Below are 12,732 nucleotides of genomic sequence, written 5' to 3' on the forward strand. Positions count from 1 at the left end.
TCTCCTAATTTCTCAGTTAATATCTGATCGTATTCTTCTACTTTAGATTCATTTTTCAATCTTAAATGGACACTATATAAGATTTCCATAATATCTGTATTGTCAGGTTGCAATTCAGAGGCCTTGGTAAAATAAGGCAAGGCTTCCTCATACAGTCCATCAGCTTCTGCTAGCATGGAATCGGATTTAGCCTCCCACTCGTCATCCGAAAGATCATTAACACTAGTGATAATGTTTCTCGCTTTGTCAAGGTAGATTGCACCGGCATAATAATGACCTTCAAATAATTCAGGATCAGCTTCTACGGTCTTTTTATATTCTTCCAAAGCACCATCCAAATCTCCGGATTTTTCTTTTAGATATCCATACCTCAAAAGAATTGCAGGATTGTTAGGATCAGTTTCCAGGGCTTTTTCGATTGAAGTCATTGCTTCGTCCATCCTATCCAACTGAAGTAACAACTGAATTTCAAATTCAGCCAAGCCTTTGTCATCCGGATATGCTTCTCTCGCTTCTGTTACCAGTCGATAAGCCTCTTCGGGATCTTCTTCTTCAGCGCTGGCAATTTGAATTAAAAAATAATAAGTGTTTAATTTATTGTATTCAGGAAAATCAAGCAACTGAGTTAAATATTTTTTTGATGCCTCGTTATTTCCGATCCGATTGGCAGTATATCCAGCATTAAATACTATAGAGGTGTCGTTAGGATCAAGGTCAGCTGCCAAAGAGAAAAATTCAAAGGCCAGTTCTAAATCATCAAGGTCATACTTTTTAGCTCCTTTATTAAAAGCGGCATTTTTCAACCTGTATACACCTTCGCCCTGAAAATTGGCTGGCATATCCGGAACAACCTCTTTGAAAAGGTCCTCACTAACTTTGCTAGTGGAGTCCATACTTTCCATTTCAAAAGTCTTCATAAAACTTTCCTGAGCTTCTCTTCCCATAGCTACCGTTCTTTCGGTATTAGAGGAATCTGCCTCAAACATCTTGGTTTCTATTTTACCTTTAATAAAATAAGTTTCCGATTGTGCACCGGTTTCCTCATCAGCTGTTGCTGTTTTTATTTCGGTATATGCTTCTTCAAGATTATCTCTTTTAAGGTTTTTTTCAGCAGATCTAACTACCTTCTTTTGGCCAAAGGCAACAGTTGAGGCTATGCCCACCACAGCCAACGATAAAATTAACTTTTTCATGTTACTAGTGCGGTTCTTTATTGGTTTCAATTATTATTCGTTTATAGGATTTTCTTCGTTGTCCCCTGTCGGAGTATTTTCATCATCATTTGGGTTCTCAATTCCTTCATCTGTATTTTCCAGTTCTTCAACTTCAATGTTTTCAATTTTCTCAACAGATGAGATTTCATCATTTTCATTGAGTCGAATTAACCTCACTCCTTGAGTAGCCCTTCCCATCACTCTTATTCCCTCGGCTGGAGTCCTGATGGTAATTCCGGATCGATTGATAATCATCAAATCATCGGTATCTACCACCTCTTTAATGGCCACCAAACCACCTGTTTTATCAGTAATGTTCATTGCTTTCACTCCCTTTCCACCCCTATTGGTAATTCTGTATTCAGACAAAAAGGAACGCTTTCCATATCCTTTCTCAGTTACAACTAAAAGCGTTGCATCTTCTCTTTGAACACAAACCATGCCAATTACATGATTTTCCCCACCATCGAGATTGATGGCTTTTACACCGGTTGCCGTCCGTCCCATTGGTCTCACATTGGATTCATGGAAATGAACAGCTCTGCCTGAGCTTGAAGCAATCACAATATTGGAGTCACCATTGGTCAGTTCCACGTTTAGCAACTGATCATCTTCCCTGATATTCAAGGCAATAATTCCATTGGTTCTAGGTCTGGAATATTGTTCCAGGGTCGTTTTCTTGATGATACCTTTCTTAGTGACCATTACAATATTATTATTATTGATATAGTCTATATCCCCCAGGTCTTTGACCTGAATGATTGACCTGATTCTATCAGAACTTTGAATATTGATAAGGTTCTGAATAGGCCTTCCTTTGGATGTTTTACTGCCTTCAGGAATTGCATAGGTTTTGAGCCAGAAAAGCTTGCCCTGATCGGTGAAAATTAACAAGTAATTGTGGGTCAAGGCAGTAAAAAGATAGACAGTAAAATCGTCTACTTTGGTACTTACTCCTCTTGAGCCTACGCCTCCTCTACTTTGAGATTTGTATTCTGTAAGAACGGTTCTTTTTATGTACCCCTGGTTGGAAACAGTAATTACTACTTCCTCATTTGGTATCATGTCCTCATAGTTGAAGTCCTCAGCATTGTGCTCAATGGTGGTCCTCCTATCATCATTGTAGCGTGTTTTGATCTCTTCCAGCTCATCTTTAATGATCTGCATTCTTCGGTCCTTATTGCCAAGAATTTCTTTCAATTCTTCAATAAGCTTCATCAAATCATCATATTCTTGCTGGATCTTGGCCCTTTCCATTCCGGTAAGGCGTTGTAACCTCATGTCCAGTATAGCACGTGCCTGAATCTCAGTAAGCTCAAACTTCTCCATCAAACCATTTCTGGCTGTTTCAGGATCTCTTGAATCTCTAATTAACTGGATTACCTCATCAATATTATCTAATGCTACCAAATAGCCTTCAAGAATATGTGCTCTCTTTTCGGCTTCTTTTAATTCGTATTGCGTCCTTCTTACAACTACCTCATGCCTATGGTTTACATAATGCAAGATAAGCTCTTTAAGGTTCAATGTGAATGGTCTTCCATTCACCAAGGCCACATTGTTAACACTAAAGGAGGTTTGAAGCTGGGTGTGCTTGTATAGGTTGTTTAAGACTACATTTGGTACAGCGTCTTTTTTAAGCTCATATACAATGCGCATACCTTGCCTGTCAGACTCATCTCTAATGGCTGATATCCCATCAATTTTCTTTTCATTGATCAGTTGAGCTGTTTTCTCAACCATCGATGCCTTATTGACCTGATAAGGAATTTCATTGATAATAATCATTTCCTTACCTGAAGACTTGGTTTCGATGGTAGCTTTACCCCTAAGAATAACCCTGCCTCTACCGGTTTCAAAGGCGGATTTCACTCCATTGTAACCATAAATGATCCCACCTGTTGGGAAATCCGGAGCCACAATATGCTCCATCAATTCCGGTATCGTGATGTCATTGTTGTCAATATAGGCATGAATCCCATCAATGACCTCACCTAAATTATGAGGGGCCATATTGGTGGCCATACCAACAGCAATTCCGGAAGCACCATTAAGTAATAGAGCCGGAATTTTAGCCGGTAAAACTATCGGTTCCTTTAAGGTATCGTCAAAGTTTAATTGAAAATCTACTGTTTCCTTGTTAATATTTGTCAGCAGTTCTTCAGCAATCCTCCTCAACCTTGCCTCTGTGTACCTCATGGCTGCTGGATTATCACCATCGATAGATCCAAAGTTACCCTGTGGATCTACTAGAGGATATCGCAACGACCAAGTCTGGGCCATTCTAACCAATGTTTCATAAACAGCCGAATCACCGTGTGGATGGTATTTACCCAATACCTCTCCTACTATTCTTGCTGATTTTTTATAAGGCTTGTTGTGGGAAACCCCCAACTCCTGCATTCCATAGAGGATTCTGCGGTGTACAGGCTTTAAACCGTCTCTTACATCCGGTAAAGCCCTGGAAACAATTACCGACATCGAATAATCGATGTAAGCTCCACGCATTTCTTCCTCAATATTAATCGGGATGATGTTTTCGTTCTCTCCTTGAGCCATATTTAAATTTTCTCGCTTATAACCTGCAAGATAGCAAAAAGTACAGGTTTAGAAAAATATTATATTTGTTACAAATTAATAAATAGGTATCCTTTTTATATTCATGGAGTTAATTTTCTTTTTTGCAGGAAATAATTTGGAAAAGCCCCTTTTGAAAACCTAAAATCAGTTGCCATACCACTCTCCTACTTTTCTATTCTGCCTTTTGAAGATAGAACTTCCCCGGTATTCAACCCCATTGTGTAAATGCCTCATAACTACCCTACATCCGGAAATTTTACACCTTTTACTGCCGGGCAAACTTATCGCAACTCCTACCTGCAGGGTATAAAGCGCTTGTTTGACTCCCTGAATTTCCATAGGATCAATCATGTTGTAATCATAAGGTCTAAATTCCGCTGCAGGTTTAATGAAAAATTTTGAATATTCAGACAAATCTCGCTCGATCCTTAAGCCAAGTCCATAATATCCTTTAACAACGGAAAGTTGAGGGTCTAAGGATTTTTTCAGGGTTATCGAACCAAATTCACCTTCCAATGTTATCCTCCAAGGATAATATTGTCTGGCTCTTTGTCTGAGTTGTGCCTGCATGGAAAGATTGCTATCTGAATACTTTCTATACTTCCATCTCAAAAAAGAACTCCGCTTTCCAGCATCCCAAAGTACTAGACCGACCGTACCATAAAATTTATCATACGTATACTTCTCTTCTACCAAAGCAAAGGTATTTCCATCCCCGGTAAGTTTGTCTAAACTTCCCCACTCTCTTCCATAGCCGGCGCCTATATTAATCAGGTCAAATAAATTAAGTCGCACTCCTAAGTTAACTGGATAAGCAAAGCCGGTGCTTTTAAATATTGTTGTATCCGAATCTGAAAATACAGGAGCCTCTAAGGTTGACAATTCAGTGATTGGGTAATTTTCAGGAACCTCACTCATAAAGTCAAGTTGATGCTGATGAAATCCAGCCCCTGATGAAATTTCAAAAGAAAAATTACTGACAGCATTCCTAAACGCATTGCCTACCTCGCTGTCACTTTTTCGGCTTTTGATCTTTCTCTCAATCCCAAAAATATCCTCTTGTGCCTCACTTTCATAGGTATTGAGAAATAATAAAGAAAAAAATAAGCAGGAAAGACAAACCAATTGCTTTCTAAATTCCATATCTATAAATAATATTTAATTTATTAACGCAATAAAACAAAAAAACCCTCAAATATTGAGGGTTTTTTTTTCTCTAATGAAAATAAATATCAACCGGCTTCAGAAGGGCTTTCTTCTTCCGTAGTTCTTTTTTCTTTCAATTGTGCAATTTCACTGTCCACTTTCTCTTTAATTTCCGGATTAGCTTTCATTGCTTTATTTACTTTATTAAAAGTAGAAATACCCAATACATCATCATTTTTGATCAGGCCAATCTTCATTTCCCTAACTTCAGAACTTAAGGAACCCATAAATTCCAATATGGCTTCATAAGCACCTTTCTCTTCATCTGTAATTTCAATTTCTGCAAGCTTAGCTTCATCATCCCATGCAGCTTTTATCTCATTGTACCTGCCAGCACCATCAATTACTTCATTTTCCTTGATCATAGATACCAACTCCTCATTCTTCTGCTCATAAAAAGCCATTACGGAATCCTCCATTGCAGCAAATTTTGCAATTTCTTCATCAGTAATTTCTTCAGCAGCTTCATCCTGAGCTTGTACATTAAAACCTATTAGACCTACAAATAAAAAGGCCAATCCAAATAATTTCTTCATAATTTATCTCAATTTATAAAATGCTTTATATCCTCGAATTAAATCAGAATCAACCAATTTAACAAATAATGAACAGAAAAATGCGTTAAAATTTATTAAAAAGGTATAATTATCGAATTTAAATCACACTTTTTAGCTTATTTATAGTTTCTATAGGATTTTCTGAGGAAAACACAAAATTGCCTGCCACCAGCACATTGGCTCCATTTTCAATAAGCTTTTTGGCATTAGACAAACTTACACCACCATCAATTTCAATCCTTGCATGAGATCCTGTCTCTACTATTAGCTCACTTAAGGCATTAATTTTTTTATAAGTATTGTCGATAAATTCCTGACCACCAAAACCAGGGTTTACAGACATAATTAAAACGGTGTCAACTTCTCTCACTATATCTTGTAACGCCCTGATTGGCGTATGCGGGTTGATGGCTACTCCAACTTTACAACCCATTGCTTTGATCGCCTGAACGGTGCGGTGCAAATGCGGACAAGCTTCATAATGAACCGTAATTTGAGCAGCTCCGGCTTTATGAAATGCTTCCAAGTATTTGTCAGGCTCCACTATCATTAGGTGAACATCCAGTGGTTTTTTGGCATGTCTATTTATTGCTTCCACAACAGGAAGGCCAAATGATATATTGGGAACAAAAACACCATCCATAATGTCTACATGGATATAGTCTGCTACAGAATCATTAATCATTTCAACTTCCTTCTGCAGGTTAGCAAAGTCTGCTGCCAGAATTGAGGGGGCTATTAATGGATTCATATATAGAAAATTTAGGTTAAAACAATACTTGATTAGGTTACAAAAAAAGTCATTTTTAAGTTCAATTCCTTATTTTTTCCACAACTTAACCGTTGACACAGATGAACTGTCTTGCAATTCAACAAGATAGATTCCGGGATTTAAAATTTCCATGCTTACACTATAAGGAAAATTGTTCTTGTTCCTTTCCAATTCAAGGACACGGACTCTCTTTCCGTCACTTGAAAAAAGGGTCATGGTACACTTGGTATCGATCCCAAATTCAATAAGCAACTCATTTTTTATCAAAGGGTTTGGATAAATCTTGGCAGGAAGTTTACCGTCCATTTCCTCTTCCACTTCCATTTTACCAAACATGGCCCTGGTAAAATCAGGTACACCATATCCAATTTCATTGTCCGGTTGGGTGAACTGAGTCCCACTTAACAATAACTGCGCTCTCAACTTCTTATTTGTCCAGTCTGGATTGGCTTCCCTCAATCCCACTGCCAAGGCAGCCACCTGAGGAGCAGAAAAGGAAGTTCCACTGGAATTACTGGTGCCTTCTTCATGGCGCCACAAGGTTACTCCCGTTCCGTAGGCCACTAGTTCCGGCTTTATTCTATCGTCCACACTCGGTCCTACAGAACTAAATCCGGCCTTGTTAAAATTACTATTTATGGCTCCTACAGAAATAATGGTTTTTGCATCCGAAGGAACTGTAATGGTCTTCCAACTGATATTTCCTTCGTTTCCAACACTACTAACCACAAGAATTCCTTTATCTGCGGCCATACCCGCACCCTTGGTAATTATTGCCGTTTGACCATCAAGATCTGCTTTGGAATAATTCATTGCTGAGTCATCAAAAAAATTATAACCTAATGAACTGTTGATCAAGTCTACTCCCAGGCTATCGGCAAATTCCGCAGCCTTTACCCAATTGTATTCCTCAATTCGGTATTCTGTATCCACATCCTCTGTTATACAAAGGATGTAATTGGCACCATAGGCACCTGCTATCAGGTTTTCCGGATCATAAGAAGCCATTAAAGAAAGCGTGCCGGTACCATGAGTATCTGTCCTAAAAACACTGGTAGACCCCGGCAATACCAAGTCTTTGGTAGCGTAAATTTTTTGATCTTCAAACAAGTGCTCAAAAGCAGGTATTTTGTCTACATTTAAAAACCCTGCATCAAAGATGGCAACCAATACACCTTCACCTGTATATCCTGCTTCATGCATGTCGGTAATACCTAAAATATTATTTTGGAAAGAAAAATTTGCTGCATCCTTTGCCTTCTTCTTATGCTTTTTCTTTCTTTTAATCTTGTAATTTTTGGTACTACTTTCTAAAACTCCGGGTCCACCTTTTGCTACCAACTTAATTTCACTTACAAAATCCAATGCTGAAATGTGCTGTATTTCTTCTTCGCCCGCATATACGACGGAAGCGTTCAGCCATTTGGAGTGATAAATGAACCGGTTGATATATGGACTTATAGCCTCAATGTACTTTTCCGAAACAGGTAAGTCTGTGCTGTCCAATAAAACTTTATCTCTTTCTCTTCTAGCTAAGCTCTTGGCTGTCAGAAATGCTTCAGGTTGACTCAGACTAAAAGCTGCGTCGGGTTTATATTTAAAATGTACAGCATACCTGTCTTGAGCCATACCATTGGCTATGGATAAACAAAACAAAAAAACAAATGCTGCACTAAAATTCACCATAGTTGATAAGCCTCATATGGGTAAAACGGCCTTCTTGAATGATTTGTTCACCCAAGCAGTCGTTTCTGGAGCAATATTGAAATACTTCGTAGTAACTTTCCACCATCCCAATATTATTGGCAAATACTTCATATTTATTGTTCCGTAAGGTGATCAAATCATCTTCCTCACTTTTCCTAACCTTCACAGCATCAGCAAATGCAAATTCATTCAAAATATAGCTTCCAATGCTCTCAATAATATATTGTTCTTCACCATCGTTATTATAGGCATTTCCGTTCCAATTAAAATCCAAAATTGCGGGATAAACTAAAATGACCTCTTGCTGGTTATTGAACTTTCTTATGATACGATTTTGAGTAAAATTGGCAGTATATACCTCCTCATTAGACCATTCATTTCTATCAGTGGACTTTTTACGGTGGAACAAATAAACCAACTCATTCACCTCATCCAGATAAAAATCTACAAGCTCATCCTTGTAGTAATAATTTTCAGTTTCAAAATCATTCTCTCCAAAATAAATTGTCTCCTCAACACTGTATTCCATAAAACTACCAATTTCCAATGGGAAATACCTGGAAGTAATCAATTCCGGATCTTCAGTTTCCTCGGCACAGCTACCCATAAAAATAAGTAGTGATAGCAGCCAATACCTTTTATTAAAAATTATCATTTTCTATCTTTGAATTTAATTGAAAATTACGCAAATAATCCACTAAAATAAAATGGCTTTAAAAACATTTGTAAAGATAAGTAATGTTAACAACTTAAGCGACGCACGATATTGTTCGGGAATGTACGTTGACCTTATGGGATTTTCCCTGGAAAAGGACAGTGAATACTATGTAAACCCCACCGCTTTTAAGGAAATAACCGATTGGTTATCCGGATTGGAATATGTTGCTGAATTTTCAAACAGTCATCCTGCCCAAATCTTAGAAACCATGACCCAATATGAAGGGTTTTCATACATTCAATTAGAGGAAAGGCTTCACCTTCCAATGCTTAAAAACACCAGTTACGGCTTAATTTTTAAAAGTACCGTAAATAAAGAAGCAGACCTGGATGAGCTTTTGGATTATGCTGTCACTTTAAAGGAAAACAATGTAATGTTAAACCTGGAAGCTGACAAAGCCTTAGAAATTAACCCTCAGCTTCATGAAAAACTAAAAAGTATAGCTGAAAAATGTGATTTATTACTAGGCTTTGGTTTTGATGATCAAAATATTGACCGGCTTCTGGACCAAACCCGGATTAAAGGGATCAGTATGAAGGCCGGCCACGAAATTAGGCCTGGAATAAAGGATTTTGATGAAATGGCTGATATTCTGGAAGCCTTGGAAATTGATGATTAGGCTTCTTTGAAACCAAATTCAATGTATTTGATGGTTTCTCCTTTCTCCATAAACATCTTCTCATATCGGGTCATAATACCATGGTGAATGTCCTTCCATTCAGACTGGTAAAAGTCTTGTGTATTTTTATAAATGACTATGTCTTCCCTACTTTCAAATAATTCGTAAGTGTATTCATAAAGTCCGGTATTGTCTGTTTTGAAATGTACATGACCATCTTGGTCCATGATTTTTTTATACATTTCTAAAAATTTGGGGGAAGTCAATCTTTTTCTTTCGTCCCTGTCTTTGGGTCGTGGGTCAGGAAAGGTTATCCAAAGCTCATCAATCTCTTTTTCCTCAAAAGAATCTTCCAGAAGCTCTATCTGGGTCCTTAAAAAAGCCACATTTTCTAAACCTTCAGCAATGGCAATACTACTGCCTTTCCATATTCTAGACCCCTTAATATCTACGCCAACGAAGCTTTTTGCAGGATCCACCCTTGCTTGACCAACGGTAAACTCCCCTCTTCCACAGGCCAATTCCACCACCAATGGAGCATTTCTTTGGAACTGTACCCTTTTCCAATTGCCCTTAATCTTATCAAAAATTTCTTTCCCTGGCTGAACCACATTGGCATTCTCTTCATTTTGCCTGAACCGCTCTAGCTTATTTCTTCCCATTATTATAAATCATTTATTTCTGCGACGACAAAGGTACTTCCTCCAATAAAAATTAAATCCTCTTTTGTTGCCTTTTTTTCTGCTGCCATTCTGGCTTGATTAACATTCTCAATTACCTCCCCTTGCAAACCCAACTCAGTCGCTAAATTTTGAAGTTCTTTGGCAGGCATAGACCTTGGTTGGTCGGCCTGACAAAAGAAATATTCGGCATCTTTGGGTAGTTTTTCAAGCACCTTATAATGGGCCTTGTCTTTTACCATTCCCAAAATCATATAAAGCTTTTGCCGGCCTTTTAATACCAAAAGTTGTTCTATAATTTCTTGAATTCCATCTACATTATGGCCTGTATCGCATATCGTTAGGGGATCAGTTGAAAGAATTTGCCAGCGTCCTTTCAGCCCTGTATTGCGGATAATATTAGATAAACCTTCCTTCACATGGTCCGGGCTTAATTGTAGGCCCAATCCTCTCAATTTTTCCAGAGATACCATTATTCCGGGTAGATTTTTGGCTTGATAGCTCCCAAGCAAATCCACCTCAATCGTATCAATAATGGCAGATGCCCCGGATAGGGTGTATTTAGCCATGCGTTTCTTTTTGAACCTACCCTCGTAAGTACTAAAACTTGCCTTCAGTACTTGATCTGCAAAGGTGATGGCTGAATTCCTTTGTTCGGCAATGGATTTGAAGACTTCTGCTGTTGCTTCATGAGTTTGCCCAATCACCACAGGCACATTTTCTTTGATTATTCCGGCTTTCTCAAAGGCAATTTTATCCAGGGTGTCTCCCAAGAACTGCTCATGATCAAAACCTATATTGGTGATGACACTAAGCAAGGGTTGAATTACATTCGTACTGTCAAACCTGCCTCCCATCCCGGTCTCAATAACTGCAAAATCAATTTTTTGACTCGCAAAAAAATCAAAAGAAACAGTCATTTCAAAAAAACTAGGCTTCAATTCCTGCAAAAAGGATTTATGGGCTTCTACAAATTTCACCACCTCCTTTTTGGGAATTTCCACGCCATTGATTTTTATCCGTTCTCTAAAGGATTTTAGATGAGGAGAAGTATAGAGACCTGTAGCATATCCTGCTGCTTGCAATACAGATGCCAAGGCATGAGCTGTACTTCCCTTTCCATTGGTGCCGGCTATATGAATACTTTTAAACTTATCTTGAGGGTTACCCAGGTGTTCACAAAGTTTCTGGGTATTGCTCAGGTCCTTTTTGAAAGCAGCACCTCCAACCCGCTGAAACATGGGCAAGGCCTGAAACAGAAAGTCCAGGGAGGATTGATAATTCATGGGGATCAATTAATCTACGCGGATGATAAAGGTGATTTTTCCTTTGGAATACTCAGCAATGGTATTTCCACTTTGTGGTTTAAAGGTCAAGCTGTTGACTACTTTACGGTAATAATTCAATACTTCATTACTTACATTATAAGTATCTGGAATGGCCTGTACAATCCTTCCGCTATCATTGATGGTAATGTTAAAGACAATTTTGCCATTCCTATTGGACACCCGGTCTTGGATATTGGGTTTGGAGGCAAAATCCCAACCTGCCAGGTCCAGGTCATAGCCGGCTCCATCTCCGGTATTTCCTTTGCCTGACTGTAAAATGGATCGTCCATCGATGGTGCCATTTGGCTTACCTTCATCCCCTGTCTGGCAACTGTTTCCCTGACTGCTTCCGGTTGTTGCTTGATTCCCGCTTCCTGTGGTCCCACCGGCACCAAATATGGCTCTGGGGTCAACTTTAGGTTCTGGCTTTTCAACTTTTTCAGGTTGTGGTTCTTCTTCAGGTTCACTTTTTACAGGTACTTCTGCCTTTTTTGTGGTTTCCTTAATACTTTCCTTCTTTTCTACCGGCTTGGGTTCTGCTTTTACCGGACTAGGTGCTTTAGAAACAGCTTCAATTTTTGGCTCACTTTTTTGAACCTCAGCTGGAGAAGGATTCGATTGCGGTGGGCTTACAGGTGTTATATTTTCTGTTGGTTCAGGTGCCGGTTCACCCGGGGCCGGCGCCTCTTCGGCCGTTTCTTGACTTGTAGAAGGGGGTGTTTCTGTGGGTTTTGCATCGGATCCCATATCTGAAAAACCCAGGTTTAACTCTAGTCCAAATTGAGACATGGGTGGATCAGGTTGCTTCCACACCATAATAAAATAAAAGCCAATCAATAACATTACATTAATGATTAAAGTAATGATAATTGCTTTTCTATTATTCTCTACAGTAGCTTTATGGTCCTCCCAAATTTCCATTCTTTACTTAAACGGTTGTGTTGCAATGGTTACATTGGCATCCAAACTTGCAGCAATTCCCCCAATTTCTACCAGGTATTCTACAGGAACTTCTTTGTCTATATGCAATACCACGTAGCCTTTGTTCTCATTCAATAAGCTGGTTAATTCGGCTTTCACCTGATCTCTATTTACCTGCTTGTCATTGACAGCAAATCGTAAGTCCTTTGTAATACTAACGGTCACCTCTTGCATAACGATGTCTGAACTTTCGCTGGAAGGTAAATTTACCGGAAGACCCGAAGGGGTAATAAAGGATGAGGTAAGCATAAAAAATATAAGCAATAGAAAAATAATATCCGTCATGGACGACATGCTGAAACTAGTTTCTATCTTATTTTTTGACTGAAGTGCCATATTACTTTTTATCCTGTAAAAGATCGATAAACTC

At 38.6% G+C, this 12,732-nt stretch carries 12 protein-coding genes; 1 reads left to right on the forward strand and 11 read right to left on the reverse strand.

Annotated features, from left to right (window positions below):
* From AAC037_RS08030 to AAC037_RS08060, 7 genes are all read right to left on the reverse strand, one after another.
* Window positions 1-1,193, reverse strand: a 1,193-nt coding sequence (locus AAC037_RS08030) for a tetratricopeptide repeat protein (RefSeq protein ID WP_339902494.1), incomplete at its 3' end; no start/stop codon positions are given.
* Window positions 1,194-1,226: 33 nt separating this feature from the next.
* Window positions 1,227-3,773 (reverse strand): DNA gyrase subunit A, encoded by a 2,547-nt coding sequence (gene gyrA, locus AAC037_RS08035; protein ID WP_339902495.1) that lies wholly within the window; start codon window positions 3,771-3,773, stop codon window positions 1,227-1,229.
* Window positions 3,774-3,938: 165 nt separating this feature from the next.
* On the reverse strand, window positions 3,939-4,937 hold the full coding sequence (locus AAC037_RS08040) for a hypothetical protein (RefSeq protein ID WP_339902496.1): 999 nt from the start codon (window positions 4,935-4,937) through the stop codon (window positions 3,939-3,941).
* A gap of 89 nt (window positions 4,938-5,026) precedes the next feature.
* A complete protein-coding gene (locus tag AAC037_RS08045) occupies window positions 5,027-5,536 on the reverse strand; it encodes a hypothetical protein (RefSeq protein ID WP_339902497.1) in 510 nt (169 codons plus the stop codon).
* Window positions 5,537-5,654: 118 nt separating this feature from the next.
* A complete protein-coding gene (rpe, locus tag AAC037_RS08050) occupies window positions 5,655-6,308 on the reverse strand; it encodes a ribulose-phosphate 3-epimerase (RefSeq protein WP_339902498.1) in 654 nt (217 codons plus the stop codon).
* 69 nt (window positions 6,309-6,377) lie between these two features.
* A complete protein-coding gene (locus AAC037_RS08055; protein WP_339902499.1) occupies window positions 6,378-8,015 on the reverse strand; it encodes a S8 family peptidase in 1,638 nt (545 codons plus the stop codon).
* Window positions 8,002-8,691 carry a hypothetical protein gene (locus tag AAC037_RS08060; RefSeq protein ID WP_339902500.1) on the reverse strand — a complete coding sequence of 230 codons (690 nt, stop codon included), beginning with the start codon at window positions 8,689-8,691 and terminating at the stop codon, window positions 8,002-8,004. Before AAC037_RS08060 ends, AAC037_RS08055 begins: the two co-directional genes overlap by 14 nt.
* A 52-nt stretch (window positions 8,692-8,743) precedes the next feature.
* On the opposite strand from AAC037_RS08060, the gene AAC037_RS08065 reads away from it, so the two are divergent.
* Window positions 8,744-9,373, forward strand: coding sequence for a phosphoribosylanthranilate isomerase (locus tag AAC037_RS08065; protein WP_339902501.1), 630 nt, complete (start codon window positions 8,744-8,746; stop codon window positions 9,371-9,373).
* Here the strand turns inward: AAC037_RS08065 and trmB are convergent.
* The 4 genes from trmB to AAC037_RS08085 are packed head-to-tail and all read right to left on the reverse strand — an operon-like array spanning window position 9,370 to window position 12,698.
* Window positions 9,370-10,035: a tRNA (guanosine(46)-N7)-methyltransferase TrmB gene (gene trmB, locus AAC037_RS08070; protein WP_339902502.1), complete on the reverse strand. Its 666-nt coding sequence runs from the start codon at window positions 10,033-10,035 to the stop codon at window positions 9,370-9,372. The genes AAC037_RS08065 and trmB overlap by 4 nt on opposite strands.
* A 2-nt stretch (window positions 10,036-10,037) precedes the next feature.
* On the reverse strand, window positions 10,038-11,339 hold the full coding sequence (locus AAC037_RS08075; protein WP_339902503.1) for a folylpolyglutamate synthase/dihydrofolate synthase family protein: 1,302 nt from the start codon (window positions 11,337-11,339) through the stop codon (window positions 10,038-10,040).
* 9 nt (window positions 11,340-11,348) lie between these two features.
* Window positions 11,349-12,302: an energy transducer TonB gene (locus AAC037_RS08080; RefSeq protein WP_339902504.1), complete on the reverse strand. Its 954-nt coding sequence runs from the start codon at window positions 12,300-12,302 to the stop codon at window positions 11,349-11,351.
* A gap of 3 nt (window positions 12,303-12,305) precedes the next feature.
* A complete protein-coding gene (locus tag AAC037_RS08085; RefSeq protein ID WP_303611376.1) occupies window positions 12,306-12,698 on the reverse strand; it encodes a biopolymer transporter ExbD in 393 nt (130 codons plus the stop codon).
* Window positions 12,699-12,732 lie beyond the last annotated feature (34 nt).

The organism is uncultured Cyclobacterium sp. (assembly GCF_963976465.1).
GTDB lineage: Bacteria > Bacteroidota > Bacteroidia > Cytophagales > Cyclobacteriaceae > Cyclobacterium.

Bases quoted from the DNA above. Each gene is read 5' to 3' on its own strand.
- gyrA (WP_339902495.1), bottom strand. From the start codon at position 3,773: ATGGCTCAAGGAGAGAACGAAAACATCATCCCGATTAATATTGAGGAA.
- AAC037_RS08040 (WP_339902496.1), bottom strand. From the start codon at position 4,937: ATGGAATTTAGAAAGCAATTGGTTTGTCTTTCCTGCTTATTTTTTTCT.
- AAC037_RS08045 (WP_339902497.1), bottom strand. From the start codon at position 5,536: ATGAAGAAATTATTTGGATTGGCCTTTTTATTTGTAGGTCTAATAGGT.
- rpe (WP_339902498.1), bottom strand. From the start codon at position 6,308: ATGAATCCATTAATAGCCCCCTCAATTCTGGCAGCAGACTTTGCTAAC.
- AAC037_RS08055 (WP_339902499.1), bottom strand. From the start codon at position 8,015: ATGGTGAATTTTAGTGCAGCATTTGTTTTTTTGTTTTGTTTATCCATA.
- AAC037_RS08060 (WP_339902500.1), bottom strand. From the start codon at position 8,691: ATGATAATTTTTAATAAAAGGTATTGGCTGCTATCACTACTTATTTTT.
- AAC037_RS08065 (WP_339902501.1), top strand. From the start codon at position 8,744: ATGGCTTTAAAAACATTTGTAAAGATAAGTAATGTTAACAACTTAAGC.
- trmB (WP_339902502.1), bottom strand. From the start codon at position 10,035: ATGGGAAGAAATAAGCTAGAGCGGTTCAGGCAAAATGAAGAGAATGCC.
- AAC037_RS08075 (WP_339902503.1), bottom strand. From the start codon at position 11,339: ATGAATTATCAATCCTCCCTGGACTTTCTGTTTCAGGCCTTGCCCATG.
- AAC037_RS08080 (WP_339902504.1), bottom strand. From the start codon at position 12,302: ATGGAAATTTGGGAGGACCATAAAGCTACTGTAGAGAATAATAGAAAA.
- AAC037_RS08085 (WP_303611376.1), bottom strand. From the start codon at position 12,698: ATGGCACTTCAGTCAAAAAATAAGATAGAAACTAGTTTCAGCATGTCG.